This is a genomic window from Providencia sp. JUb39 (genome assembly GCF_012272845.1).
GTDB lineage: Bacteria > Pseudomonadota > Gammaproteobacteria > Enterobacterales > Enterobacteriaceae > Providencia > Providencia lanzhouensis.
This window is the reverse complement of the sequence record NZ_JAAWXD020000001.1, coordinates 3,218,627-3,245,210: the sequence shown is the minus strand read 5'-3', so window position 1 is coordinate 3,245,210 and position 26,584 is coordinate 3,218,627. Positions and strand designations below refer to the sequence as shown.

23 protein-coding genes are annotated in these 26,584 nt (G+C 42.7%); 15 read left to right on the top strand and 8 right to left on the bottom strand.

Annotated elements, in window-relative coordinates:
- Positions 1–53: 53 nt before the first annotated feature.
- A complete protein-coding gene (locus HFU86_RS15110) occupies positions 54–686 on the top strand; it encodes a helix-turn-helix domain-containing protein (protein WP_132496765.1) in 633 nt (210 codons plus the stop codon).
- Between the two features lie 744 nt (positions 687–1,430).
- Here the strand turns inward: HFU86_RS15110 and HFU86_RS15105 are convergent.
- Positions 1,431–2,060 (bottom strand): response regulator transcription factor, encoded by a 630-nt coding sequence (locus HFU86_RS15105; protein ID WP_187129594.1) that lies wholly within the window; start codon positions 2,058–2,060, stop codon positions 1,431–1,433.
- A 641-nt stretch (positions 2,061–2,701) separates the two neighbouring features.
- On the opposite strand from HFU86_RS15105, the gene rarD reads away from it, so the two are divergent.
- Together rarD and purT are read left to right on the top strand one after the other, a co-directional pair.
- Complete coding sequence (gene rarD / locus HFU86_RS15100) at positions 2,702–3,628, top strand: EamA family transporter RarD (protein ID WP_132496763.1); 927 nt, start codon at positions 2,702–2,704, stop codon at positions 3,626–3,628.
- 161 nt (positions 3,629–3,789) lie between these two features.
- Positions 3,790–4,968, top strand: coding sequence for a formate-dependent phosphoribosylglycinamide formyltransferase (gene purT / locus HFU86_RS15095; RefSeq protein ID WP_187129593.1), 1,179 nt, complete (start codon positions 3,790–3,792; stop codon positions 4,966–4,968).
- Between the two features lie 48 nt (positions 4,969–5,016).
- On the opposite strand, the gene HFU86_RS15090 is transcribed toward purT, so the two are convergent.
- Positions 5,017–6,624, bottom strand: coding sequence for a GMC family oxidoreductase (locus tag HFU86_RS15090; RefSeq protein WP_187129592.1), 1,608 nt, complete (start codon positions 6,622–6,624; stop codon positions 5,017–5,019).
- A gap of 358 nt (positions 6,625–6,982) precedes the next feature.
- On the opposite strand from HFU86_RS15090, the gene HFU86_RS15085 reads away from it, so the two are divergent.
- The 4 genes from HFU86_RS15085 (at position 6,983) to yjiA (ending at position 11,341) form a co-directional block, all read left to right on the top strand.
- On the top strand, positions 6,983–7,486 hold the full coding sequence (locus HFU86_RS15085; RefSeq protein WP_255425993.1) for a WG repeat-containing protein: 504 nt from the start codon (positions 6,983–6,985) through the stop codon (positions 7,484–7,486).
- Positions 7,487–7,880: 394 nt separating this feature from the next.
- A complete protein-coding gene (locus tag HFU86_RS15080) occupies positions 7,881–10,034 on the top strand; it encodes a carbon starvation CstA family protein (protein ID WP_036955633.1) in 2,154 nt (717 codons plus the stop codon).
- Positions 10,035–10,135: 101 nt separating this feature from the next.
- Positions 10,136–10,339 carry a YbdD/YjiX family protein gene (locus HFU86_RS15075; RefSeq protein WP_036955629.1) on the top strand — a complete coding sequence of 68 codons (204 nt, stop codon included), beginning with the start codon at positions 10,136–10,138 and terminating at the stop codon, positions 10,337–10,339.
- 39 nt (positions 10,340–10,378) lie between these two features.
- Positions 10,379–11,341 (top strand): GTPase, encoded by a 963-nt coding sequence (gene yjiA, locus HFU86_RS15070; RefSeq protein ID WP_187129591.1) that lies wholly within the window; start codon positions 10,379–10,381, stop codon positions 11,339–11,341.
- Between the two features lie 150 nt (positions 11,342–11,491).
- On the opposite strand, the gene HFU86_RS15065 is transcribed toward yjiA, so the two are convergent.
- Complete coding sequence (locus tag HFU86_RS15065) at positions 11,492–12,811, bottom strand: L-cysteine desulfidase family protein (RefSeq protein WP_132496759.1); 1,320 nt, start codon at positions 12,809–12,811, stop codon at positions 11,492–11,494.
- A gap of 196 nt (positions 12,812–13,007) precedes the next feature.
- The gene (locus tag HFU86_RS15060) at positions 13,008–14,354 is read right to left on the bottom strand and encodes an MATE family efflux transporter (protein ID WP_187129590.1); all 1,347 of its coding nucleotides are present in this window, start codon (positions 14,352–14,354) and stop codon (positions 13,008–13,010) included.
- A gap of 193 nt (positions 14,355–14,547) precedes the next feature.
- Here HFU86_RS15060 and HFU86_RS15055 point away from each other — a divergent pair, with 193 nt between their 5' ends.
- Positions 14,548–15,444, top strand: coding sequence for a diaminopimelate dehydrogenase (locus HFU86_RS15055; protein ID WP_132496757.1), 897 nt, complete (start codon positions 14,548–14,550; stop codon positions 15,442–15,444).
- Between the two features lie 167 nt (positions 15,445–15,611).
- Entirely contained in the window at positions 15,612–16,346 is a 735-nt protein-coding gene (locus HFU86_RS15050) for a hypothetical protein (protein ID WP_187129589.1), read from the top strand.
- A gap of 111 nt (positions 16,347–16,457) precedes the next feature.
- On the opposite strand, the gene HFU86_RS15045 is transcribed toward HFU86_RS15050, so the two are convergent.
- Both HFU86_RS15045 and HFU86_RS15040 read right to left on the bottom strand, forming a co-directional pair.
- Positions 16,458–17,285 (bottom strand): phosphoenolpyruvate hydrolase family protein, encoded by an 828-nt coding sequence (locus tag HFU86_RS15045; RefSeq protein WP_036955608.1) that lies wholly within the window; start codon positions 17,283–17,285, stop codon positions 16,458–16,460.
- A gap of 10 nt (positions 17,286–17,295) precedes the next feature.
- On the bottom strand, positions 17,296–18,516 hold the full coding sequence (locus HFU86_RS15040; protein ID WP_187129588.1) for a Tm-1-like ATP-binding domain-containing protein: 1,221 nt from the start codon (positions 18,514–18,516) through the stop codon (positions 17,296–17,298).
- 403 nt (positions 18,517–18,919) lie between these two features.
- On the opposite strand from HFU86_RS15040, the gene HFU86_RS15035 reads away from it, so the two are divergent.
- A complete protein-coding gene (locus HFU86_RS15035) occupies positions 18,920–19,558 on the top strand; it encodes a TetR/AcrR family transcriptional regulator (protein WP_187129587.1) in 639 nt (212 codons plus the stop codon).
- Positions 19,559–19,749: 191 nt separating this feature from the next.
- Positions 19,750–20,790 carry an AbrB family transcriptional regulator gene (locus tag HFU86_RS15030; protein ID WP_036955818.1) on the top strand — a complete coding sequence of 347 codons (1,041 nt, stop codon included), beginning with the start codon at positions 19,750–19,752 and terminating at the stop codon, positions 20,788–20,790.
- Between the two features lie 64 nt (positions 20,791–20,854).
- Here the strand turns inward: HFU86_RS15030 and HFU86_RS15025 are convergent, their stop codons facing one another.
- A complete protein-coding gene (locus HFU86_RS15025) occupies positions 20,855–21,202 on the bottom strand; it encodes a YacC family pilotin-like protein (RefSeq protein WP_036955602.1) in 348 nt (115 codons plus the stop codon).
- Positions 21,203–21,532: 330 nt separating this feature from the next.
- Between HFU86_RS15025 and cueO the strand changes: the two genes are divergently transcribed.
- Complete coding sequence (cueO, locus tag HFU86_RS15020) at positions 21,533–23,197, top strand: multicopper oxidase CueO (protein WP_132496752.1); 1,665 nt, start codon at positions 21,533–21,535, stop codon at positions 23,195–23,197.
- Between the two features lie 115 nt (positions 23,198–23,312).
- Complete coding sequence (hpt, locus tag HFU86_RS15015; RefSeq protein WP_036955814.1) at positions 23,313–23,849, top strand: hypoxanthine phosphoribosyltransferase; 537 nt, start codon at positions 23,313–23,315, stop codon at positions 23,847–23,849.
- A gap of 73 nt (positions 23,850–23,922) precedes the next feature.
- On the opposite strand, the gene can is transcribed toward hpt, so the two are convergent.
- Positions 23,923–24,576, bottom strand: a complete 654-nt coding sequence (gene can, locus HFU86_RS15010; protein ID WP_036955599.1) for a carbonate dehydratase — start codon at positions 24,574–24,576, stop codon at positions 23,923–23,925.
- Between the two features lie 254 nt (positions 24,577–24,830).
- On the opposite strand from can, the gene HFU86_RS15005 reads away from it, so the two are divergent.
- Together HFU86_RS15005 and HFU86_RS15000 are read left to right on the top strand one after the other, a co-directional pair.
- Positions 24,831–25,772, top strand: a complete 942-nt coding sequence (locus tag HFU86_RS15005) for an ABC transporter ATP-binding protein (RefSeq protein ID WP_036955596.1) — start codon at positions 24,831–24,833, stop codon at positions 25,770–25,772.
- Positions 25,769–26,539, top strand: coding sequence for an ABC transporter permease (locus tag HFU86_RS15000; protein WP_108478347.1), 771 nt, complete (start codon positions 25,769–25,771; stop codon positions 26,537–26,539). Before HFU86_RS15005 ends, HFU86_RS15000 begins: the two co-directional genes overlap by 4 nt.
- Positions 26,540–26,584 lie beyond the last annotated feature (45 nt).

Genomic DNA, 26,584 nt, shown 5'->3' with positions numbered 1-26,584 from the left:
ACTGATAACTTGACATAATCAGGGTGAATACTTATCGAAGAATAAGGCTGATTATGACTATTGATTTTACAATTCCCAAACTCGCACAGCTTACAGAAAAATCATCATGCTCCATTGATCCGGAGTTATTGATACAACTGGCAAGTGAAGCCATCACAAGTGGTTTATCACCTATCCATGATTTCGATATTGAAGGAATGTTGTTGGATAAATACGGTCAAACCTTATGGTCTAACCGTAAATCAGACAGCAGCGCCATGTTGCCATCTTGGATATTCTCTCAAATACAGGTCACTTCTCTAGATGACCAGCCGATTAACTCACAAGGACATACTTACTATTTCGCCCCTATTTATGATGAAACGCGCTTGTTAGCCACGTTGGTGTTACGTGGGGAGTCAACCAGCAGTAATATACTGTTAGCTCTCACTCTTACCCTAGGGCGAGAAATTAGTGAAAAGCTGAAGTGTCACTTTTACTGGCAAAAACTTTCAGAGAAAACACACGGACATAATCTGTTCCACGACTTGAACATTCATGAAGTGGAAAAAGCGCTAATCATCGAAGCCGCGCTGGCGTACGGTGGAAAAATTCAGGAGATGCATCAAGCATTAAACATGGGGCGTACTACACTGTGGCGCAAGCTGAAGCAATATCAGATTGATATTCGCGAATACAAGCTATAGTCCGGTTAATGAAAATAGTCGGGTCAATAAAAACAGCCCTGCCAATAAAAAAAGCTTCTACTGATTTTCTGCAGCAATGCTGAAAACGTTCGAAGCATTCAAATCACACAGCCTTACGGTAATCACTAAGCCCAACATATCAATGCATATTGATTGCGGGCTCAGTCACGCCTTGCAGCGAAACGAAAGAGAAGAAATGAAAAAGAGCTAAGATTATCAACCTATCTTGTTGTTAAGTATGTTGATCTCAGTACGCTTTTTTTTAGGAATTGGTTTTAATTTGATGTTATAGATTTTTATTTCAGTGAACTCGCGTACTCACAGTTAGAGTAAATGGTTGTGGGGATATATATAGGTTTATATTTTATTTTAAACTAAATATATTAATTTTATATTTAGCCATAAATGCGATTTTTATCATTACTAACTAGAGTAACAGTTTCTCTGTATAAAAATGATAGTGCAATTTATTTAATTTTCCACTATTGCTTAAAAAATAGTTATTTTAGGATGATAGATTAATAAAGGGGAATAGAAAGCATAATCATTATGCTAAGTTTGATAGTGAAAAATAGTTAACCGAATAGTTAAGTGAATAGTTAAGTTAAATGATTAAATTAAATAGTTATCTAAATAAAAATCTAAATTTAATTATATTTTTCTGGGTAATTTTGCGAACGGAAAATGCCTAATGGCTTTTTGATAAACCATTAGGCAGAAGGGGTGTCTGGTGAATAAAGAGAATTAAGCGTTTGCAGAATAAGTATTAATATATTCATACTCTTGGATTAATTGAGGTAGTGATTTTATTCCTAGTTTTGTATAAATATTTGAACGATGCACTTCTACGGTTCTTGGTGATAATGACAGTTTTTCGGCCGTTTCTCGGCTGGTGTTTCCGTCTAAAATCATGTCCATAATTTCACGCTCTCTAGCTGAGAGACGTTCGAATTTATTGGTTAAATAGATATATTTTTTATGATTTTCATTTTGTTTATCGAAGTGTTCATTAGCTCCCTGAATAGCGCTTAGAAACACTCTGTCATCAAATGGAAATGCGTAGAAATCAAAGGCTCCAGCCTTGAAACAGTCTCTGCATAGTGCAGCAGAAGGTTCTTCTACGATGACGATAACAGGGACAACGGCTAAAGATTGAGTAAGGTTTTTTAATTTATTAATATGACTGGAGTTATTGCCTACGAATAATAAAACACAATCCTTTGCATTCTCTTCTTTAGGGTAAGTATAAGTACTAATAAATACCTCTTCGTCATTATAGAATTTAAATATAAAATCAAAAGATTCCATCTTTGATTTCAGTTTATTCTTAAAGACATTATCGTTTTCAACGATTACATGAATGGTGCTATTCATCACCAAACTCCTGTTAAACGGATTTGACATTCAAATTAACGTAGTTTAATAGAATGAGAATAATTCACCGATAGAAATGGTAATATATTTTCAACTATTCTTTTTTATAGATTATTGCTGAACGTAAATGATATTAAAAAAAGTACTTGCCTAATTTTAATATAAAAAAGAAACAAAGGTTAAAGTATGTGTCAAAACGTAACATCTGTTTAATGTTTTGTAACAAGATAGAGTTTTAAGCTTGTCTTACGATTATTATGTTTTCTAGATAACATGAAAATAATGTTATTTAGCTAAGTAATAATATCGCAAAATGGTAGTCATAAAAAGCACTATTAGCAATTTTATGAAATTTAATTAATCATCCTCCTTGATAATTTTTATCTGTTTTTAAGTTTTGTGGTGAAGTCATTAAAATTATCTCAGTAAAATTGCAAAGTACTCTAAAAAAGTGAGTGAATACACGTAATGATTTCCTTAAAAGGTATTGCACTATAGGTTTTCGTATCATTAATAAAAGTGTTTAGTGTGAATAAATTGGTCGATAACCTTAGTGATAGTTTGCACTTCAACCTATTATCTTTCCGTTATTGGCGTATTATAGAGAAGAAAAATCAACCACACTTTCATACGGATAAATTATGTTGCTGCGTTCTGGGGTAGCATTAGCTATCTTTTCTTATATTCTTTGGGGGATAACCCCGCTGTTTTATCGGTTACTTCCTGATGCTCAAGCTATGGAGTTACTGGCGCAACGATTGATTTGGTCTCTTCCGTTCTTATTTTTTATTCGGCTGCTTATCAAGAATAAATCCCTGTGGAAGCAAGTGTGGGCGGATAAACGTTCAATTGTGTTATGTTTTTTTAGCTCCTCGATTATGGCGGTATCGTGGACAACCTTCACCTATGCGTTAACTCATGGGCAAGTACTGGCCGCGAGCTTGGGTTATTTTATTAACCCGTTGTTTTCAATCTTGCTTGGTGTGATTTTCTTGCGAGAGCGTTTAGTCTTCGCTGAAAAACTGGCGGTTGTATTTATTTTTTCAGGTGTTGCCTACCAAATCATTCAATATGGGGAATTGCCCGTTTTAGCGTTAGTGATGGGGAGCGCTTTTGCAGTTTATGGTTTGATCCGTAAATTTATTCGCTTTGATGTTATCACCTCGCTGTTTTTAGAGGCGCTCTGGTTATTACCCTTGGCGGTAGGTATTACATGGTGGTTATCCGCGCATGGAATGAGTGCGGTAGATAATGGTGATTGGCAAACCAAAATGCTGTACATGTTGGCGGCGCCTGTGACTATCATTCCATTACTCTTTTTCACGGCAGCCATTAAACGTACCACATTAACGGTGATTGGTTTAGCGCAATATATCGAGCCAACAATTCAATTCTTGTTAGCGGTTTTCCTGTTTAATGAAATTTTCGATTGGGTCAAAGGTGTCAGTTTTACCTTGATTTGGATTGGCTTACTGTTTTGTGTATTAGCGCTACTCCATAAACGCTATGGCAAAGGTGCCCGTCACCAACCGTATGTGACTGGGCGGGATGAATCTCCCAAAATTTAACTTTTAATTTTAATGGGTTAGCCCGTTTTACAGATAATACTGTTAACGGGTTATGCTTCTATCATAGTCAAGGCAAACGATTGCGTATATAATCCTGCCATCTTTTTAGACATTATCTTTTATGTAGCTGCATTTATCTCTGGGGATATAAGGTCATTATCATGAGCCAATTAGGTACTGCACTTTGTTCTAGCGCGACAAAAGTTATGCTTCTCGGTTCGGGGGAGTTAGGTAAAGAAGTGGCGATTGAGTGCCAGCGTTTGGGTATTGAAGTGATTGCGGTGGATCGCTATGACAATGCACCTGCGATGCATGTTGCTCATCGCAGCTACACCATCAATATGTTGGATGGTGAAGCACTACGCCAACTTGTTGAAAGTGAGAAACCGGATTTTATCGTTCCTGAGATTGAAGCGATTGCCACCAAAACGTTGGTGGAACTCGAAAAGCAAGGTCAAAAAGTCGTGCCATCTGCCAATGCGGTTTACCTAACCATGAACCGTGAAGGGATCCGTCGTTTAGCTGCCGAAGAGCTACAACTGCCGACGTCGGAATACCGCTTCGTGGAAACAAAAGCGGATTTTGAAGCCGCAGCCCATGAAATTGGCTTTCCTTGCATTGTAAAACCAGTTATGAGCTCATCGGGGAAAGGGCAGAGCATCATTCGCTCAGCGGAGCAGCTTGATAGTGCGTGGAGTTATTCCCAAGAAGGCGGGCGTACAGGTCAAGGGCGTGTGATTGTTGAAAAAATGGTGAATTTCGATTTTGAAATTACATTACTAACCATTAGCGCGGTAGACGGTGTACATTTCTGTGCGCCAGTGGGGCATCGCCAAGAAAAAGGTGATTATCGCGAATCTTGGCAGCCGCAAGCGATGAGTGATGCTGCTTTGCAAAAAGCACAGGACGTAGCGAAGAAAATTGTCACCGCTTTAGGTGGATACGGCTTATTCGGCGTGGAGCTGTTTGTCTGTGGCGATGAGATCATTTTCAACGAAGTCTCTCCTCGCCCTCATGATACAGGTATGGTGACGTTGATTTCTCAAAACCTGTCTGAGTTCGCATTACATGTTCGCGCTTTCTTAGGCTTACCGATTGGCACTATTCGCCAGTATGGTGCGAGTGCATCTGCCGTGATTTTACCTGAGCTGCATAGCCGGAATGTGGTTTTTTCGGGCATTCACGAGGCTCTAGGTTCTGATATTCAATTGCGTTTATTTGGCAAACCGGAAATTGCGGGAACTCGCCGTTTAGGTGTGGCGCTTGCGGTCGGAGATTCGATTGAGCAAGCCCTAGAGATGGCAAAAACAGCGGCGGCTCAAGTAAAAGTAACAGGATAGTGATTATCCCCCGCCTGTTAGGTTCTGGCGGGGGGCTTTTTAGGGGGATTATTGTTTATCTTCAATAATCATCGCGGCTGCACGCTCCGCAATCATGATGGTTGGCGCATTGGTATTGCCACTTGGAATTTCTGGCATCACCGAACAATCCACCACTCGTAGTTTGTTGATCCCATGAACGCGAAGACGTAAATCAGTGACGGAATTTGCGGTATCGGTACCCATACGGCAGGTGCCAACGGGGTGATAAACTGTTTTACAGAAATTACGCACAAACTCTTCTAATTGCCCCTCATCATGCTGAATTTGGGCTGGCGGCATCAATGTATTTTTACTGACAGCTTGCAAGGATGGTTGGCTTAATACCTCTAAACCGAATTTCACCGCACGTTTACAACCTTCCATATCTTCTGGTTCAGCCAAGTAATTGGCGTGAATTTTTAACGGGTCTTGCGGGTTTTGGCTACGCAGTAAAATTTCCCCGCGAGACTTAGGCTGTAAGTAACCGACTTTCAGTGAAAAACCGTGAGTGGCAGGTAGTGGCTCCCCCGGCACATCATCCCAGCTATCTAAAATAGGTAAAAAGTGAATTTGCACATCAGGGCGACCTTGGTTGCAACTGTCTTTAAAGGCGGCGCCTTCTAAAACGTTAGAAGCGAGTAGCCCACTGCGAAATGCCATCCACTCAAAACCATGTTTGATAGCAGCAAAGCCTTGGTCGGCACCAAATAAGCTAATTGGCTCTTTGGTGGTGACGTTGATGGACATATGCAAGTGATCGTGAAAGTTTTTGCCCACTGGTAAATTAGCCACGGTTTTGATCCCTAAAGAGGAAAGGTGTTCTTCAGGTCCGATACCAGAGAGCATCAATAACTTCGCTGATCCCATTGCGCCGGAGCAAACCAACACTTCTTCACGCGCCAAGGCCTCGACTTCGTGACCATTTTTACCTTGGTAAGCTATGCCAACCGCTTGCCCATCGCGAATAATAATGCGGTTAACTTGGGTATTAAGTTTGAGCGTTAAACGGTCGCTATTTGCTACTGATTTCAAATAGGTTTTGGATGTACTGGCTCTTTCCCCGTGGTGAGTTGTGGTTTGATAGAAACTGGTTCCTTGCTGGCTCTCTCCATTAAGGTCATTAACGTATGGTAAACCATGTTCTTGAGCCGCTTGAATGAATGCCATAGAAAGTGGATGGCGATAACGGTTTTCACTGACGGGAAGAGGTCCTTCCGTGCCGTGGTATTCCCCGGTTAAGCTTTCATTGCGCTCGGCTTTTTTAAACCACGGTAGAACGTCTTGGTAACCCCAGCCTTCGCATCCGTACTTTTGTGCCCAGTTATCATAATCTTGTTTTTGCCCGCGAATGTAGATCATGCCATTGACTGAACTACTGCCCCCCAGTACGCGACCTTGAGCAATTTGCATTTTGCGGTTGTTGGCATGAGGTTCAGGTTCGGTTTCATATGGCCAACTTTTTTGGGCAATAATTTTAGCGACGCCAGCAGGCATACGGATAAACATATGGTTATCGCTACCGCCAGCTTCAATAAGCAGCACGCGAGCTTGGGTTTCTTGGATCAGGCGTGCGGCGAGAACACAACCTGCGGAGCCTGCACCGACAATAATATAGTCATATTTTTGTGTGCTCATTTTATTTCCCCGTTGAAATTAACATTCAATCATCATTTATTTAACAATAACGCCTTTAGGTTATTAATGTATAAATAATGTTCTGTTAGTGTGATTCACTTCAAAAATAATTTCCTATGTAACTATTTTTTAATTTTCTCTAATTATTGTTATTTAAAAGGAAAATATTAATCTCATAACTTTTTAGTCTTATTTTTAATTTCATTAATAAGTTAATGCTTTATTAATTGGTTTATTCTTAGTGAAAAATAGTGCGAACGAAAAAGATGCATAAAAAAAATTGCGTGATTATCTGATACTCATTGGGAATGCTTTAAGGGATGCTGAACGCCTAATAAAATAAGAGGTGCCTTTACGAATGAAAGCAATATTAATGAAAACCATACCAATAAAAAGCCTGCTGATGGGATTGTCTATTTCTGTGTTTATGACGGCGATGGCGTCAGCCATGCCGCTTGAAGAACAGTTTCAGTTAATGGCGGAAGATGAAAGCGAAAAAATCCGCTGCTTTGAACCTTCTTCACCTTTCCTGTATTGCCTTAAAGGAAGCGTATACAAAAAAGGTGGTATCAGGCTCGTAGATAAGCAGGGTAATGAAGTGTATCAATTTTACTATTTTGATAATGGTCTCGACCCTGCGAGTGACGGGCTATACCGAATTTGTCAGGGGGAAAAAATAGGTTATGCCAACGCCCAAACCGGAGAGATTGTGATTGAGCCGATTTATGATTGTGCATATCCATTCGAAAACGGTAAAGCCAAGGTAGGCAAGAAGTGTGAGCGACAAACTGACGGAGAACATAGCTGGTGGGTTGGGGGTGAATGGCAAGAAATTGTTAATCCACTGAGTAGGAAAAATTAGCGTTTTATTCATGTATTAATCTCAAGGATTTAACAAAAGTCACAATCAAAACATGATTTTAAAAGTTACTTAACTTGTTGAAATAAAAAATATTTGATACTCAGATCACATTTTTTGAGGGTTTAGTGACTCTTGAAAACCATTCACCGCAAAAAACTAACCGCTTAATTCTGTATGCCACCACTCAAGGTAACTTTTCGCTTTTCCTGATAGTAATTTTTTACCATACCCACTATGGCAGAACTCAATTTTTTACATTCAAAATCATTCAACCACTGCCTATTAAAAAATCATTTGTTATTCATCGAAAACGATTAAAAACAACGTTTTCGCAGTTTAATAAACGGTAATTACGTATTAATGGCATGTTCGTTCTACCTCAGAAGGGTGTTCTATGAACAAAAATGGTATTTTAAAACACATTCCATGGATGATCCTCGGGATCATCGGTGCAATCTGTTTAGGGGTTGTCGCACTAAGACGCGGCGAGCACATTAGTGCATTGTGGATCGTCGTCGCATCTGTGGCGGTGTACTTGATTGCTTATCGTTACTACAGCTTATATATCGCTAAAAAAGTGATGAAGTTGGACGAAACGCGTGCTACACCGGCGGTCATTAATAATGACGGCTTAAACTATGTTCCAACCAATAAAAACGTTCTGTTTGGTCACCACTTTGCGGCTATCGCAGGGGCGGGCCCATTAGTTGGGCCAGTATTAGCGGCTCAGGTGGGTTACTTACCGGGAACATTGTGGCTATTGGCAGGGGTTGTCCTTGCGGGGGCGGTACAGGACTTTATGGTGCTGTTTATCTCCTCACGCCGTAACGGTGCATCTCTTGGTGAGATAGTTAAAGAAGAATTGGGTCCAATCCCAGGTACGCTAGCATTGTTTGGCTGCTTCTTAATTATGATCATCATCCTCGCAGTATTGGCGCTGATCGTGGTTAAGGCACTGGCAGAAAGCCCATGGGGTGTGTTCACAGTTTGCTCCACTGTGCCGATTGCGCTCTTTATGGGGATATATATGCGCTATATCCGACCAGGGCGTGTGGGTGAAATTGCCGTTATCGGTATTGCACTGTTAGTCGCTTCTATTTGGTTTGGTGGTGTGATTGCTCATGACCCTTACTGGGGTCCAGCACTGACCTTTAAAGATACGACGATTACTTATGCCTTAGTCGGTTATGCGTTTGTTTCCGCGTTACTGCCAGTATGGTTGATTTTGGCGCCTCGCGACTACTTAGCGACATTCCTGAAAATTGGGGTTATCGTTGGTTTGGCTGTAGGTATTGTTATCCTGAACCCTGAGCTGAAAATGCCAGCGGTGACACAGTTTGTTGATGGTTCTGGTCCAGTTTGGAAAGGTACACTGTTCCCATTCTTGTTCATCACCATTGCGTGTGGTGCGGTATCCGGTTTCCACGCCTTAATTTCTTCAGGTACGACGCCAAAACTGTTAGCGAACGAAAAAGACGCGCGTTACATCGGCTACGGTGCGATGTTAATGGAATCTTTCGTCGCTATCATGGCGTTAGTCGCAGCTTCTATCATCGAGCCTGGTCTGTACTTTGCAATGAACACCCCACCATCAGCATTAGGTATTACTATGCCTAACCTGCATGAGCTGGGTGGTCCAGATGGTGCTGCAATTATGGCGCAACTGAAAGATGTGTCTGTTCATGCGGCTGCAACGGTCAGTTCATGGGGCTTTGTCATTTCTCCAGAACAAATCATGCAAACAGCAAAAGACATTGGTGAGCCTTCGATTCTAAACCGTGCAGGTGGTGCGCCAACCTTAGCTGTCGGTATTGCGTTTGTATTCCACGAAATTATGCCAGCTGCCAACATGGGCTTCTGGTATCACTTCGGTATTCTGTTTGAAGCTCTATTTATTTTAACGGCTCTGGATGCGGGTACCCGTTCTGGTCGCTTTATGCTGCAAGATTTACTGGGTAACTTCGTACCATTCCTGAAGAAAACCGATTCTCTGTTTGCAGGGATCATTGGTACAGCAGGATGTGTAGGTTTGTGGGGTTACTTACTGTATCAAGGCGTTGTTGACCCACTGGGCGGCGTTAAGAGCTTGTGGCCACTGTTCGGTATCTCCAACCAGATGCTGGCAGCGGTAGCGTTAGTCCTGAGTACGGTTGTATTAATTAAGATGAAACGCAGTAAATACATCTTAGTGACTGTGTTGCCAGCGGTATGGTTATTAATCTGTACTACATGGGCACTAGGACTGAAATTATTCAGTGATAATCCTCAACTGGAAGGTTTCTTATACTTAGCGAAATCTTACAAAGAGAAAATCGCCGCGGGTGGTGCTGAGTTAACGGCACAAGAAATTACTAATATGAATCACATTATTATTAATAACTACACTAACGCGGGTCTGAGTATTCTGTTCTTAGTGGTGGTTTACGGTATTATCTTCTACGGTATTCGTGTGGGAATGAAAGCCCATAAAAACCCAAATCGTACAGATAAAGAAACCCCTTATGTTCCTGTTCCTAAAGAGGGTGTGAAAGTGTCATCTTCACACTAAGAGCAGAATAATGCGTCGAGTTGAGTTTCACTCGAAACAGTAAGGGAAGCCCGACATTGTACGAAAAAACAATGTCGGGCATTTTGCCTTTGGAGAGGACTATGTTTGGAAACTTGGGTAAAACCGGTAAATATTTAGGGCAGGCGGCGCGTATGCTGGTGGGGATCCCCGATTACGATACCTATGTGCAGCATATGAAAGATAATCACCCCGATAAACCTGTGATGACCTATAAAGAATTTTTCCGTGAACGACAAGATGCTCGCTACGGCGGCAGTGGTAAAGGCGGATTTCGCTGTTGTTAACGAATTTTCTTATAAATGAACGGCATGATGAGGGCAATAATGAAACCAATCAATGTAACGATTTTAACGGGCTTTTTGGGTGCAGGAAAAACCACGCTATTGAGCCACATTCTCAACGCGGATCATGGTCATAAAATTGCCGTGATCGAAAATGAGTTCGGCGAAGTTCCTATCGATAATGCGTTGATTGGCGATCGTGCCACACAAATCACCACCTTAAGTAATGGTTGTATTTGTTGCAGCCGTTCTAATGAGTTAGAGAATGCGTTGTTGGATTTATTGGACGGTTTAGACAGCGGCAAACTCGATTTTGAGCGTTTAGTGATTGAGTGCACGGGAATGGCAGATCCAGGTCCGATTACACAAACATTTTTCTCCCATGAAGTACTGTGCGAGCGTTATTTATTGGATGGCATTATTACCTTGGTGGATGCGGTTCACGCCGATAAGCAACTTAATGATTTCGCCATTGCTCAAGCGCAAATTGGCTATGCTGACAGAATTCTTCTTACCAAAACCGACATTGAGCCAAATACCGATGCGCTGATTGAGCGTTTGCAGCGTATTAATGCCCGAGCACCAATTTATCCAGTGGTTCATGGGGATATTAATTTAGATTTGCTGTTAGATATTGAAGGCTTTTTGCTGGATTCAAAGCTCAATGTTAAGCAACCGACGTTCCGTTTTGCCCCTAAGCAGCAAAACGAGGTGGGGTCGATTGTGCTGGAGTTTGATTATCCGGTTGAGCTGATGGCCGTCTCCCAAGTGATGGAAGATTTACTACTCGGTTTTGCGGATAATTTATTACGCTATAAGGGAATTTTATCCATCGTCGACGAGCCAAAGCGCCTATTATTCCAAGGTGTCCAGCGCCTTTATAGCGCCGATTGGGACAGAGATTGGGGCGAAGATGAAACGCGCAGCAGCGTCCTCGTTTTCATCGGTATCGATCTCCCCGAAACCGAAATCCGCGAAAAATTCGCCGCACTAGAAACTCAATAAAAACAAAGAAGAAGCTAACAGAAGATTCTAATTCAAAGATATTCGAGTTGTCGCAAGGCGGTAATCGAGTTAAGGGCTAGGAGCATACATAAGTATGTGACTAGCCTTAACGAGTGCAGCCAACACAGCGACAGCTCGAAGAGCGAAGAATTAGCGAGCTTTGGAGGACATTATTTCGATTATTTGAATGTCTGTATGCCGCATAGAACCTGCCGCCAACGAACACAAGTTCGCAATCGATTGATCCACATCATCCGACACAATTCCGTCCGAGCCTCTTACACAGCTATTATCTAACGCCATCAATACGGCTTTGTATGCCGCACTTGCGCTGGTGGAGACTTTCATTGCACAGCTGTTTGATGCGCCATCACAGATCATGCCACTGACGTCGCCGATCATGCTTGAGATTGCCATTGCGACCACGTCATAGCGAGCTTCTAATAACCATGCAATCCCAGCGGCAGCACCCATTGCAGCGGTAGTTGCCGCACATAATGCAGAAAGCGCAGGCAGTTGGTTATGAATATAAATTGCCATTAAATGGGAGAGCATCAGTGCGCGAGCTAACTGTTCTTCGGTAGATTGCAGGTAATCTGCGGTGACAACAACTGGCATGGTGGCTGCAATACCTTGGTTACCGGAACCGGAATTACTCATGGCGGGTAATACCGCACCGCCCATACGTGCATCGGAGGCTGCCGTTGTGCGGATCATAATTTCGGATAATAAATCTTTGGACAATAAACCGCGGTCACGTTGAGCCTGCAACGTTTTACCAATATGCAGACCATAGCTATTGCGCAAACCTTCTTGAGATAACGCATCATTTAAGTGTGCGGCTTCAAGAATAAAACGAATATCGTCTAATGGTGCTTGAGTTGCGAACTCATAAACCGCCTTAGCGGTGACTTTCGGTAAGCTGACATCGGTACCACAATCAACGGGATCCCGAGTTTCTGTTTTATTCTCAGTAATATCGAATAGAACCTGATCACCGTGGATAATTTTGACAATATGAGTGTGAGAGCCAGCGATGATCACCGTGGCAGAATCATTTTCGCTGTAGGCTGTTGCTTCTGAATAGATAACATCATCACAAGGGGATTTAATATCAACGGTGATGGAACCGTCTGCGAGCATCGCTTTACTGCGAGCAATCGCTTCTGGTGACGCTGACTTTAACACTTCTAACCCAGCATCAGCATCACCACCCACAGCACCTAGCGCCGCAGCAATCGGTAATCCCACCATTCCTGTTCCCGGAACGGTGACACCCATACCATTTTTCATGAGATTTGGGGAAACAAATGCGGCAACGCGGATCACTGGCGATGACAAATAAGACGCTGCTTTTGCCGCTGCATAAGCAAGGGAAATGGGTTCAGTACAGCCCAGTGCAGGTTTAACGTCTTGTTTTACGGCATTGATAAAATATTGCCAGAGAAGTTCTTCAGTTTGCGTTGCCATGGTTATATCCCTAAAAGTCATGTGGTGATGGAATTATTTTAATGAAGAGGACGGAGAAAAACTTCACAATGTTTATGGATAAATGGGGATAAGAGAGAAAATTTATCTCTAATATGGTTTAGTAGGGGTAAATATTTTCAAATATGATGCCGATCACAAAAATCCTACCTATTTTCATAGGTAGGATACCGTAAGCTTAGCTTTCTAAATCCAGGCGTTTGCTTTGCCATTTACGTGAACGCCAGCGCCACGCATTGGTGAGCCCGCGAACCCACTCATCGACAAAGAATCCAATCCAGATACCGATTAACCCCATCTCCATTTTTATGCCAAGGAAGTAGCCCAATGGAATGGCGATCCCCCACATAAAGAGCACGGCGGTCAATAATGGGAACTTCGCATCACCAGAGGCACGAAGGGCGTTTACCATGACGATGTTGATAGTACGCCCCGGCTCTAAGAACACGGATAATAAGAAAATTGGCAGTAATAACTGAATGATGCTTTGATCGTCTGTTAAGCTATCGAGGATTGGCGCACGGAATAACCAGAACACAAACACCACGCCGATAGTGACGTAAAAGCCCCATTTCAAACTTTTAAACGCACGGCGATAGGCATCTTCAAAACGCTTAGCGCCCACTAAATGCCCAACCATAATCTCATTACCAATACTGATGGAAATTCCAAACAGCATAATAAAGAGCGAAAGCTGGAAGTAGAGGGTTTGCGCTGCAAGGGCAGTTTCACCCATTAAGCCAATAAAGGCGGATGCGGTCATAAAGTGCAGGATCCACACCAAGTTTTCGCCTGCTGCTGGTAAACCAATATGCAGGATTTTACTGAGCATTTTGCTGGACCAGCGGATCAGCATCATCGGGGTAAACTTGATCCTTAAACCATAGAACAGTAGGCAGAACAGTAAAATGACCGCTACAACGCGCCCAACCACCGTTGACCATGCAACGCCTTCCAGACCGTATTGTGGTAAACCAAAGAAGCCATACAGCACAATCATATTACCAATCACGGTAATGATGTTGGCAATCAACGTGACCCACATCGCCGGCTGAGCTTTACCATAAACGCGTAAACAAGCCGCGAGAATGATGGAGATCGCCTCTGGAATTAAACAGATACCCAAAATGTGCAAATACGCGTACCCATCATCCATTAAGTGGGATGGGGTATTCATAATAGTCAGAATTTTGTAGCCAAAAAAGAGTGCAATTAAGGCGCTGGAGAAACCTAATATAAAGTTAAAGGCGATGGAAATATGAATAGCTTGGCTAGCTTTATCACGGCGACCTGCACCCAAATATTGAGCGATAACGACGCTACACCCTACGCTAATAAAGTTAAAGATAGTAATAAATAGGTCAAAGACTTGGTTCCCGACCCCCATTGCAGCGAGGTAGGCAGTCGATACATGGCTCACCATGTAGGTATTAATTAATAAGGTGGCCAAATGGAGGAAAATATCAATAAAGATTGGCCAACTGAGGGAATAGAGTGACCTCTCAGTGACATCGGGCTGATGCATTAAGAACCTTTGTATTCGTTGAAATTAGAGAAAAGAACGAGATTTGCTCGGATTCTACCTCTAATTGATAAAGTAACCTAGTAATAAAAGTCGGAACTTTTTAGATAATTAGGCTTTGTTTAATCTATATAAATTTGTTATTGATATGTGTCTTGTATTTGAAATATGACATCAGAATGACCGAGGAGTCACAATGACAAAAATTAAAACAGCAATAGTGGGTTACGGCAATATAGGTCGTTATGCACTAGAAGCTGTTCAAGCCGCTGATGATTTCGAATTAGTCGGAATTGTACGCCGTAATACCCAAGATATTCCAGCGGAATTAGCCGGATATAAAGTGGTTGATGACATCGAAAAATTAGATGGTGTGGATGTTGCGTTACTTTGTTCCCCTACACGCGCTATCGGAACTTTAGCAGAGAAAATATTAAGCCTAGGGATTAATACTGTAGATAGCTTCGATGTGCATTCGGATATCGTGGCATTAAAACACCAGCTTGATAGCGTCGCGAAGAAACATAACAGTGTGTCAATTGTATCGGCAGGCTGGGATCCGGGTTCTGACTCCATCATGCGTACCTTGATGCTGGCAATGGCACCAAAAGGGGTGACTTACACGAACTTTGGACCAGGCATGAGCATGGGGCACAGTGTAGCTGCGAAAGCGGTTGATGGCGTGAAAGATGCGCTTTCAGTCACTATTCCTCTAGGCACTGGTGTCCATCGCCGTATGGTGTATGTTGAGCTGGAAGCGGGTGCAAGTTTTGATGATGTGGTGCGTGGGATCAAGCAAGATAGTTATTTCTCTTCCGATGAAACCCATATTCGCCAAGTAGATAGCATTGATGCATTAAAAGATGTGGGGCACGGAGTCCAAATGACCCATAAAGGGGTTTCCGGTGCGACGCACAATCAGTTGTTCGAATATTCAATGCGCATCAATAACCCTGCATTAACATCGCAGTTTATGGTATCTGCCGCACGTGCAACCATGAAACAGCCAGCGGGAGCTTATACCGTCATTGAAATCCCACCAGTGAATTTCCTGCAAGGTGATTTAGATAGCTTAATCGCTAAGCTGGTTTAATTTTTAAATCGCTTTAATCACTGATTAATGGTGCGCAGCATAATAAATAGCATTGTGACCGCGTACCATTTTCTCTCCTCGCTTTTTATTTTATTCCCCTTCAGAATAACGCCATTATTTAGGATTGGTACGACATAAGCATATAAGAGTGTCAGCGGAGAAATGGAATGGAAACACCAAAGGAAAAGAAACCGGTTACGAATAAAAATAAAGGGCGCCAATCCTCAGCGGCAAGCTTTTTCCCTAAAAATAAAGGGGTAAAAAGCGTCAAAGAGACCCACAATTCATTTAGTGTCATTCGTGCTTTTTCGAAAATGATAAATTATGGATTTTCAATATTCTATGTGGGTTTTATTATTTCAGTTTGGTTTTTTCCTGAAAATTACAGTGTCGAGATTATTTATAACCTCACGCTGATCCTTATATTCGAGTTTATTCTGGTGCACTCCGGCGTATTTATGTCGGTATTTAAGAATTTCTTTGTAATTTTAGGATTTGCCTTGGTTTATGGTCTTTTTGCGCTAGCCATTAATATGTCAGTGCTGGGAGATTCTCCCGTCATTTTATATCTCTACAGTGCGACGGTGGTCAACCGGATGCTGTTTGGATTAACCAGTCGAACCGACCAAGAACGCCAAGAAAACATGGGGTATTCCGCCTTAATGGCAATGAACTTTATGTTCAGTATCTTTACTGCGCTGTTATTATCGTGGATGGTGCCGTATGGTGGGCTTACTCCAGAGTATCTTGAATCCATTCATTATTTAGATTCTATTGGTACGGGCGGGGAGTTCCCTGAAAAGCCGCATGTGGCGTTTGCGTTTGGCGTGCTCTATTTTTCGTTACCTGTTGTTTTGCCTGCATTATTTGGGCTACTGAGTTTACGCAAAAAGACCAAATGACCGATGTGGATAACGAATAAGTTGAATAGTAGATAGAAAGAAAAACGCCTACCGAAGTAGGCGTCCTGGTGTTGGCAAAAATAAAGTAAAACAAAAAATACAGAATGAAAATTAGCGAGTTATTGATTTAAATTGCTGTGTGGTCTCTTTCAATGCCACTTCTGTCGGTAAGCGTTCCATAGAACTTGCACCGTAGAAGCCATGGCAATCAGGGCAGTGCGCTAAAATATATTCTGCATCTTCCGGCGTGGCGATAGGACCACCGTGGCACAGAATAATCACATCATCACGCACAGATTTTGCGGCTTTCGCCCAATCATTGATAAGTTCAACGCAATCCGCCAGTGTGACAGCGGTTTCCGCACCGATGTTACCACCAGTGGTTAGACCCATGTGTGGCACAATAATATCCGCACCTGCCTGTGCCATTGCAATGGCATCTTCACGGCTAAAGACGTATGGCGTGGTTAATAACCCTTTTTCATGCGCCATGCGGATCATATCGACTTCTAAACCGTAACCCATGCCTGTTTCTTCTAAATTGGCACGGAAGTTACCGTCAATCAGCCCGACGGTTGGGAAGTTTTGTACCCCAGCAAAGCCAGTCGCCTTGATATCATCAAGGAATTTATCGAACTGACAGAATGGGTCTGTACCGTTAACTCCAGCAAGCACAGGGGTGTGCTTCACGACTGGGAGAACTTCTTTCGCCATATCCATCACGATTTCGTTGGCATTACCATAAGCCAGCAGGCCGGCGAGAGAGCCGCGTCCTGCCATACGGTAACGACCTGAATTATAAATAACGATTAAGTCGATGCCACCGGCTTCTTCACATTTAGCGGACAGACCAGTACCTGCGCCACCGCCAATGATGGGTTCTCCACGAGCAATCATCTCTCTGAAATTTTTCAGTAAGTCTTCGCGGTTATGTTTCATTGATGAACCTCTACTTGTTTACTATTTTCTGGTGTAATTCAATTACCTGCTCACAGAATTCAGGTGAATTAATGTGATGCGGGCTTAATATTAATTGTCGTTTTTCTGTCGTGACTAAGTGCTGTGTTAATGCGTCGATAAAGGCTTGATCTGCCTGCGGATCCCAAAATGGCGCTCCGTCGATATCTAATGCGGAAAAACCGGCTGTTGGGATAATAAAGCGAATTTCGCCTTCACAAGCATTCAGCTTTTCTGCAATCCAATGTCCCATCTGACGGTTCTCTTCTACGGTGGTTCTCATCAGTGTGACTTGGGCATTATGGTGATAAAACTGTCTATCTTTATACTGTTCTGGCACGGTGGAAGGGCGACCAAAGTTCACCATATCCAACGCACCGCAAGATAATACGCAAGGTGTTTGAGTTCGCGCGATGGCACCAAAGCGGTCTTCATCGCAAGCCAATACGCCACCAAACAGGTAGTCGCACACTTCAGTGGTGGTGATATCCAAAACAGAATCTAATAAGCGGCTATCAATCAATTTTTCCATGGCTTTGCCGCCACTTCCCGTTGCATGGAATACCAGGCAGTCATGGTCGTGTTCTAATTTTGCCGTCAATTGCTGGACGCAAGGGGTAGTGACACCAAACATGGTTAAGGCAATAGCAGGTTTATTTTCAGCGGTATCGGCTTCACCGTTATCAAACCAAACGGCGCCGGCAATTTGGTTGGCCGCATTTTTCAGGACTTTACGTGAAATAACATTGAGTCCAGAAACATCCGTGACGGAGTACATCATGGAGATATCACTTGCGCCGATATACCCGGAAATATCTCCCGAGGCCATGGTGGAGACCATGAGTTTTGGCACACCGACAGGTAAAATTTGCATTGCTGGTGTAATCAGTGCCGTCCCCCCTGAGCCGCCTAGCCCAAGTATTGCGGCGACGTCAGTTTGTGCAGCAAGATAGAGGCTGAAGGCTTGTGCCATCGCTTCTATCGCTTTTCCGCGATCCCCGCAGAAAATGGCACCAGCGCCTTGAGGGTGGAAACTGGCAACCATTTCGGCGGTGACATCAGCATTTTTTTCTAATAATGATGGCTGAGTACTCAAGTCAACGGTACGTACAGCAAGCCCTGCATTTTTAATTAAGTCACTGACATAAAAAAGTTCAGCGCTTTTGGTGTCTAGGGTACTTGCAACATAAATAAAACCCTGATGCTTTGGCATAGAAAAATCCTTTGTTTTTTATGTAACGTTATTAGGTTACTTAATATGTGTAGGGTATGTTGAATTTTTCATCTCAATGAGACTATAGTATCATTTATGATAAGTCAATAATGAGACTGTAGTCTCATTATTTATCGTTATCTAATTGGATATTGAGAAGATGGTTTGTATCTTGTTGATAAAACATTATAAATAGAGTGGTTATCATGAAATAGTGAAATCTGAGTAATGGTTTTTGTCCCTGAATATTTAAATATAATGATTTACCGTACTGTATTTATAGCGTAATTTCGAAAGCGATCACATTGTATACCTGCAAGATGAGTGAGAACACTTATCGGCGAATATGTACTGTGAAAGATATTGTCTACACTCATAGAAAGGCGATTTTAAGGATAAAGACATGCCACTGAGCCATCTTATGCCAGACTATAAAGGAACGCGCAAACGTACCTATAACTTACTCGTGTCAACGGCAGTTGATCTATTTGAAAAAGGGGCAATGCCGTCAGTATCTGAGTTAGCGATGGAAGCGGGCGTTTCGCGTGCGACGGCGTATCGTTATTTTCCAACGCAAAGTGACCTGATTGCCGCGACGGTGAATGTTAGCCTCGGCCCTATTTTGACGTGGAAACCGCACAGCGAGAAAACAGAAGAGCGGATCGATGAGCTGTTACGCTATGCGTTCCCGCGTATGTTTGCTCACGAAGGCGTTTTGCGTGCGGCGTTACAAACATCACTTCAACAGTGGGCGCTAGGGCGTTCATCACCTTCACCGGAACCCGCAGAGAAACGATTAGAGCGTGGGAATCGTAAAGATATTTTGGCGATGGTGACATCACCGATGAAATCTGAGTTTCCGGATGAAGTGATTGATAAAGTGATTAAAGCATTTTCCGTGATCTACGGATCGGAAATTTTCTTGGTATTAAAAGATATCTGGAAATTGGATAATGACCAGGTAACTGAAATTGCCCAATGGATGGCAAAAGCGATTATTAATCAAGCTACTGCGGATAAGCTGAAGATTGAAAAACCATAGACATTTCCCCCTCTCAAATTCGCCTAATATCCTCCTGTCTATAGGGGGATTTTATGCACTTCGTAGGATTATCGGTTAAACCTTCACGAAAAACAGGCATGACGCTCATTTCAGCATTCTTAGCCTCATGAGCTTGAATGATTGTGATATAACTTAATCTCATTATTAATTATATCAATGGTTACTGTCCGATGATAAAGCTGATAAAAATGAGTGTTGGGATCATTCTTTGTGCCATTGTTGGAGGCTCACTCACTTATATCGGTATTCCCTTAGCGTTGATGTTCGGTCCGATTATCGCCATTATTATTTTCCATCGTTTTGGTTTCTCATTTCCCACTCCTAAACACACTATTACTTTTGTTCAAGTGACGCTCGGAACCTCTGTAGGTCTGATGTTTAATCAAGTGTCGCTGAAGGATGCAGATAACTTATTGCTACTGTTATTGATGCTGGTGGTTTGTTTAGCCGTGCAGTTTTCATTTAGTTTTTTTTGGTTTCATCGCAAGGTCGGGTGGACAAAACAAGAAGCGATGTTGGGCTCAGTGCCTGGAGCGATGGCGGCTATCCTTGCCTTAACGGATCACACCCATACGCCGCCGCAAAAAATTGTTATCTCCCATACTATCCGTTTAATCATCCTTATTTTATTGGCAGGTTTAGTGGTAGGAAGTGAGGGCGATCCTCAGCCACTAATTGAATGGCCAACGTTAACGCTTGAATCCACGTTCTGGTTATTGGTGATTGTGACGGTGGGTGTGGTAGTCGGGATGTTTTTGCAACGCCTGCGAGTACCGGCGCCTTTTATGTTAACGTCCCTCGGGGCAGCAACGTTAATTCAAGGCTGGATTGATGTTCAGCTCCATTTCCCATTAATGCTGACTGAGCTGAGCATGGTGTTAATTGGGATGAATATCGGTAATCATTTCATTGTCTTCCCTCTATCTGCGCTGATAAAAAATATCTACTCTTCAGCCCAAGTGGTGATCATCAATATTATTTTGACCTTTTTGATCACGGTGTTTGCCGCGTGGATCACGGGGTATGATATTGCGGTGTTATTGTTGGCTTGGGCGCCGGGAAGTATGGAAGCCATGACTTTTGCTGCAATAACGATGAATTTAGATGCGGGCTTTGTCATGTCGAACCATATTATTCGGATGGTAATTATCCAAACGATTCCATCGGTAGTTCTGTTTTGGCAGGAGCGAAAAGGGAAGAAAGAGGGATAAGAAGGAAACATGTATCGATGTGGATTATAAAGGGCATCGACATGTTTCCGCTGGGATTTTAGGCTTATTTTACGTAAGCAAATAGCCCTAAAGAGTCTCTTGCCAAAGATTGGCATTTAAACTCTTGAGTCAATGGAATACCTTTTAAATCATCGTAGCTTTCTTTATTCAGCTTACTCATTTTATCGGAGTTGTAATTTCCCAAATCCCATTTATTACTTTTCGCAAAGTAAACAATGGCGCGTTCAATTTCTCTGTCAGGAATTTGGGAATAGCCGCAATCATATTTTAAATAAATAAATACAGCGGTCAGATCAGCGAGGTCTTCAGCTTCATTGGTAGAGAGTGCTTTGGCGGTATTGGTTAGCCCCAAAAGCATCATTAAGCATGACATCAATATAAATTTTTGCATTCGATATTCATCTGGTTTTTATGTCAAGTAACATTAGCATAAGAACATACTCGCATTACATCAAGTTGCCTGATTTCTTCATGGCTACGATGTACTCTATAGATACTAAGCACTTTAGATTATTTTGTGTATAGATTCGTTAGTCAATTCTAACTTTCTTAAATCTATGTAATAAACCCATATTAGATGCATGGGTTTATTGACCTTCCTGTAAGGGGAAGCTTTATCATCCCAATCATTAAACCACGTTTTGCTTGGCAAGGGCAATTTCAGACTTGTCATACCGTGCTCACTGATTGTTGATTTTGATAAATAAAAGGAAGGTTATCTATGTTACGTCGTGATTTTCTGAAGCTGAGTGCTATCGCTTATGCTGCGAGCGCACTGCCAGTTTGGAGCCGCATGGCTGTTGCTGCTGGGAATTATTCCACATTGGCTATTCCACCACTTGTAGAACCGGATGCACAAGGGAATATTCAAATCGCTATCAAGCAAGGTATTTCACAGTTTGTACCGGGCAAGAAAACTACAACGTGGGGATATAATGGCGATTTATTGGGTCCGGCACTTAGCCTGAAAAATGGGCAGTCAGTAAACATTAATATCACCAACCAATTACCTGAAGAGACAACCGTACACTGGCATGGATTGGAAATTTCCGGCGAGCAAGATGGTGGACCTCAAGCGATTATCGCTCCCGGTGCTAGCCGTAAAGTCAATTTCACTCTCAACCAACCTGAAGCCACTTGCTGGTTCCATCCTCATACTCACGGGAAAACCGGTTACCAAGTAGCGATGGGATTAGCAGGATTAGTGCTTGTTAAAGATGAAGACAGCCAAAAACATGGCTTACCGAGCGAGTGGGGCGTCGATGATATTCCCGTTATTCTGCAAGATAAGCGCTTAAAAGATGACGGACAAATTGATTATCAATTAGATGTCATGAGTGCTGCCGTGGGCTGGTTTGGGGATATGATGCTAACCAATGGAGCGGTTTACCCTAAACATGTTGCGCCGAAAGGTTGGATCCGCCTGCGTTTACTCAACGGTTGTAACGCACGTAGCTTGAACGTGTCAACCAGTGATGGACGTAAAATGTATGTGGTGGGCAGTGATGGTGGATTGCTGGCTGAACCTATCGCATTAACTGAATTACCGATTTTAATGGGCGAACGCTTTGAAGTATTGATTGATGCCTCTGACGGTCGTTCCTTCGACCTTGTCACTTTACCTGTTGGGCAAATGGGCATGACTATCGCGCCATTTGATCAGCCACTGCCTGTTTTACGCATTGAAACTACCTTGAGTGCGGGAGCTGGAAAATTACCTGAGCAATTAGCAACGATTGCTGCCATACCTTCACTGACGGGGCTAAATCGCCGTAAATTCCATTTAATGATGGATATGCGCTTGGATATGCAAGGCATGATGATGCTGCGTGAAAAATATGGTCCGCAGGCGATGGGGAACATGGGCGGTCATGGCGGTATGATGGGGAATATGGATCATTCCAATATGAATGGCAACAATATGGGGAATGGAAACATGAACCATGGCAATATGAATAACAGCAATATGGGTCATGGCAATATGGCAGGCAGCACGCAAAACAGTGGCGGCCATTGCGGTATGGGCACGGGTGATCTGGATATTCATAATGCGAATACCATCAATGGACAAGTTTTTTCAATGACACACCCTGCGTTTAATGCGCCGCTAAATCAGCAAGAGGTTTGGGTGATTTCAGGGCGTGGCGATATGATGCTGCACCCATTCCATGTTCACGGAACGCGTTTTAGGATCCTTAAAGAAAATGGTCGTCCGGTTGAACCGCATCGCCAAGGCTGGAAAGACATTGTGAAAGTGGAAGGACAAGTGAGCGAAGTCTTAGTGGAATTTAAACATACTGCGACGCCACAGCACCCTTATATGGCACATTGTCACTTACTGGAGCATGAAGATACAGGCATGATGATGGGCTTTACCGTAGGTTAAGGTCATCGAAACTGGCAGTGGCGATGTGGTCACTGCCATTTGTTTTGTCGTCGCGTCTTTGTGTGGCTTATGTTAAAATTACGCGCTTTCCTTTCCCATACATGCGTAATAGATGATGAAACATACTCTGGATGTAATGATCTCTGAAGAAGAGATTGCTCAAAGAATCAGTGAATTAGCAGACAGCATTAGTACTCATTACCAAGACAAACAAGGTGATTTAGTGCTGGTTGGTCTGTTAAAAGGCTCCTTCATTTTTATGGCGGATCTGTGCCGTAAAATCACCGTACCTCATGAAGTTGATTTCATGACCGTATCAAGCTACGGCAATGCAATGACATCAAGCCGTGATGTGAAAATCGTGAAAGACTTAGATGAAGATATTCGCGGTAAGCATGTGCTGATCGTTGAAGATATCATTGACTCAGGCAACACGTTAAATAAAGTCCGTGAAATTTTTGGCCTGCGTGAGCCTGCATCTGTGGCAATTTGTACTCTGTTGGATAAGCCTTCTCGCCGTGAAGTGGATGTACCGGTTGAGTGGATTGGTTATTCAATCGAAGATAAATTCGTTGTCGGTTATGGTATCGACTACGCGCAGCAGTATCGCCACCTGCCGTACATTGGGCATGTCACTCTGCTGGAAGAGTAAGTTTTTTAAACTGTACTCTTAGCAATAAAAAGAGCAGCCTAGGCTGCTCTTTTGCTATTTTATTTTCGAAAGATTATTTTTTCTGAGTGAGCTTAGAGATAGCCTCACGATAACCTAACTCTAACTTCTCGCGGCTATCTGAGGTAATGTGTAAGTCGTGTAAGCGACCATTATTGATACCGTAAACCCAGCCGTGGATCATGATTTTCTGACCACGTTTCCATGCGGATTGCATGATAGTAGAGTGACCTAAGTTATACACTTGCTCAACTACGTTTAATTCGCAAAGACGATCTAAGCGCTCGCACGGTTTCAGTTCACCTAACATAGAGCTATGGCGATACCAGATATCTCGAATGTGTAATAACCAGTTATTGATCAGGCCCAATTCGGTGTTATCCACCGCTGCTTCAATACCACCACATCCATAGTGACCACAGATAATAATGTGCTCGACTTCCAGAACATCAACCGCATACTGAATAACTGATAAACAGTTTAAGTCCGTATGGATAACTAAGTTCGCCACATTACGGTGAACGAAGAGATCCCCAGGGGCTGCGTTGATCAGCTTTTCGGCAGGCACTCGACTGTCTGAACAGCCGATCCATAGAAATCTTGGTTTTTGAGCTTTTGATAATTCTTTAAAGAATTCAGGATCTTTTTCTTTTACAGACGCTGACCATGCTTCGTTATTAGCAAACAGCTCTTCAATTTTTCTCATCATGACTTATAGCCTAGTTGTGTGACTTTGCGATAAAATCTTATACAGCATTTATTGATTAAATAATAATTAGTTATACTAATTTCACATCTATGATGAACCACTCATTTATACATGACAACCCTCATTAAGGGGGATGTTGAATAATATATTGTTAAATTATTATCACTTTTCTGCATAACATCCGACAGGAAAAAGTGGCATCATTAATCTATATTGCCTCCAAACAGCCCCAAGAATAAAGGTATTTTTAATATATGACTTACGCACTCGAACTATCGCAGCTGACCAAAACCTATGCAGGTGGCGTGAAAGCGTTGCGTGGCATTGATTTAAGCGTGGAAGATGGTGATTTCTATGCCTTACTTGGACCGAATGGTGCAGGAAAATCAACAACGATTGGCATTATTAGTTCATTGGTCAACAAAACCAGTGGCTCAGTGAAAGTGTTTGGCTATGACTTAGATAAGCAAGTTGTACTGGCTAAACAGCAACTTGGGTTAGTGCCTCAAGAGTTCAACTTTAACCCGTTTGAAACGGTCTTACAGATTGTTTTAAACCAAGCGGGTTATTATGGTGTTCCTCGCAATGTGGCAAACCAGCGTGCTGAGCAATATCTTACTCAGTTAGATTTGTGGGAAAAACGTAATGAGCGTGCGCGTAATTTATCCGGTGGGATGAAACGCCGCCTGATGATAGCTCGCGCCTTGATGCATCAACCAAAACTGTTGATCCTCGATGAGCCGACCGCCGGTGTTGATATCGAACTGCGCCGTTCTATGTGGACGTTCCTGAAAAAGCTGAATGCACAGGGCACCACCATTATTTTGACCACTCACTATCTGGAAGAAGCGGAAATGTTGTGCCGTAATATCGGGATCATTCAGCATGGTGAGCTGGTGGAAAATACCAGCATGAAGCAGCTTTTAAGCCAGTTAGAGTCAGAAACGTTTATTTTTGATTTGATGCCAAAAAGCCCAATTCCAAGCCTAACGGGGTATGAATCCCGTTTAGTAGATACGTCAACTCTCGAAGTGGATGTGAAGCGTGAGCAAGGGCTCAATGGTGTGTTCAGCCAGTTAAGTGACCAAGGAATTCAAATTTTGAGTATGCGCAATAAGGCTAACCGCCTTGAAGAGCTGTTTGTCAGCTTAGTGAAAAAAGATAACCAAGTTTCAGAGCAGGAAGGTGCGCAATGATCTCGCTATATTGGGTTGCCTTAAAAACGATTTGGATCAAAGAGGTCACTCGCTTTGGTCGTATCTGGGTGCAAACGTTGCTGCCACCTGTGATCACCATGTCGCTCTATTTTGTGATTTTCGGAAATTTAATTGGTTCACGGATTGGCGATATGGGCGGTGTAGACTACATGCAGTTTATTGTCCCTGGCCTTATTATGATGGCAGTGATCACTAACTCATACTCCAACGTCTGTTCGTCATTTTTTGGTTCTAAATTCCAGAAAAATATTGAAGAGCTATTAGTTGCTCCCGTACCGACTCACGTGATTATCGCCGGTTTTGTTGGAGGTGGGGTTGCGCGTGGGATTTTAGTCGGATTTTTGGTGACTATCGTATCTCTGTTCTTTATCCCATTGCAGGTTCATTCATGGTCAATGGTGGTGATCACGCTGTTATTAACGGCGATTGTGTTCTCCCTTGCGGGTCTGTTAAATGCGATTTTTGCTAAAACCTTCGATGATATCAGCATTGTTCCAACATTCGTTTTAACGCCACTGACCTATCTGGGTGGGGTTTTCTATTCGTTATCTTTACTGCCGCCATTCTGGCAGGCTGTCTCTAAGCTCAACCCGATTGTGTATATGATAAGCGGCTTTAGATATGGCTTTTTAGGCATTGCGGATGTGTCCATCGTCGTGACTTTGAGCGTATTAATGGTGTTTTTAATTATCTTCTATGCTTTGACATGGTATTTAATTGAACAAGGTCGTGGGTTAAGAAGTTAACCTAGCAAATAGGCTGAGCTGAGGTTGGAATAAATGTCCCTAAAG

Excerpts from the sequence above, each read along its gene's own strand:
- yjiA (WP_187129591.1), top strand. The coding sequence starts at position 10,379 with ATGAAACCAATCAATGTAACGATTTTAACGGGCTTTTTGGGTGCAGGA.
- rarD (WP_132496763.1), top strand. The coding sequence starts at position 2,702 with ATGTTGCTGCGTTCTGGGGTAGCATTAGCTATCTTTTCTTATATTCTT.
- HFU86_RS15030 (WP_036955818.1), top strand. The coding sequence starts at position 19,750 with ATGATAAAGCTGATAAAAATGAGTGTTGGGATCATTCTTTGTGCCATT.
- HFU86_RS15060 (WP_187129590.1), bottom strand. The coding sequence starts at position 14,354 with ATGCATCAGCCCGATGTCACTGAGAGGTCACTCTATTCCCTCAGTTGG.
- HFU86_RS15110 (WP_132496765.1), top strand. The coding sequence starts at position 54 with ATGACTATTGATTTTACAATTCCCAAACTCGCACAGCTTACAGAAAAA.
- cueO (WP_132496752.1), top strand. The coding sequence starts at position 21,533 with ATGTTACGTCGTGATTTTCTGAAGCTGAGTGCTATCGCTTATGCTGCG.
- HFU86_RS15075 (WP_036955629.1), top strand. The coding sequence starts at position 10,136 with ATGTTTGGAAACTTGGGTAAAACCGGTAAATATTTAGGGCAGGCGGCG.
- HFU86_RS15045 (WP_036955608.1), bottom strand. The coding sequence starts at position 17,285 with ATGAAACATAACCGCGAAGACTTACTGAAAAATTTCAGAGAGATGATT.
- HFU86_RS15040 (WP_187129588.1), bottom strand. The coding sequence starts at position 18,516 with ATGCCAAAGCATCAGGGTTTTATTTATGTTGCAAGTACCCTAGACACC.
- HFU86_RS15090 (WP_187129592.1), bottom strand. The coding sequence starts at position 6,624 with ATGAGCACACAAAAATATGACTATATTATTGTCGGTGCAGGCTCCGCA.
- HFU86_RS15065 (WP_132496759.1), bottom strand. The coding sequence starts at position 12,811 with ATGGCAACGCAAACTGAAGAACTTCTCTGGCAATATTTTATCAATGCC.
- HFU86_RS15105 (WP_187129594.1), bottom strand. The coding sequence starts at position 2,060 with ATGAATAGCACCATTCATGTAATCGTTGAAAACGATAATGTCTTTAAG.
- purT (WP_187129593.1), top strand. The coding sequence starts at position 3,790 with ATGAGCCAATTAGGTACTGCACTTTGTTCTAGCGCGACAAAAGTTATG.
- can (WP_036955599.1), bottom strand. The coding sequence starts at position 24,576 with ATGATGAGAAAAATTGAAGAGCTGTTTGCTAATAACGAAGCATGGTCA.
- HFU86_RS15080 (WP_036955633.1), top strand. The coding sequence starts at position 7,881 with ATGAACAAAAATGGTATTTTAAAACACATTCCATGGATGATCCTCGGG.
- hpt (WP_036955814.1), top strand. The coding sequence starts at position 23,313 with ATGAAACATACTCTGGATGTAATGATCTCTGAAGAAGAGATTGCTCAA.
- HFU86_RS15025 (WP_036955602.1), bottom strand. The coding sequence starts at position 21,202 with ATGCAAAAATTTATATTGATGTCATGCTTAATGATGCTTTTGGGGCTA.
- HFU86_RS15005 (WP_036955596.1), top strand. The coding sequence starts at position 24,831 with ATGACTTACGCACTCGAACTATCGCAGCTGACCAAAACCTATGCAGGT.
- HFU86_RS15085 (WP_255425993.1), top strand. The coding sequence starts at position 6,983 with ATGAAAGCAATATTAATGAAAACCATACCAATAAAAAGCCTGCTGATG.
- HFU86_RS15035 (WP_187129587.1), top strand. The coding sequence starts at position 18,920 with ATGCCACTGAGCCATCTTATGCCAGACTATAAAGGAACGCGCAAACGT.
- HFU86_RS15050 (WP_187129589.1), top strand. The coding sequence starts at position 15,612 with ATGGAAACACCAAAGGAAAAGAAACCGGTTACGAATAAAAATAAAGGG.
- HFU86_RS15055 (WP_132496757.1), top strand. The coding sequence starts at position 14,548 with ATGACAAAAATTAAAACAGCAATAGTGGGTTACGGCAATATAGGTCGT.
- HFU86_RS15000 (WP_108478347.1), top strand. The coding sequence starts at position 25,769 with ATGATCTCGCTATATTGGGTTGCCTTAAAAACGATTTGGATCAAAGAG.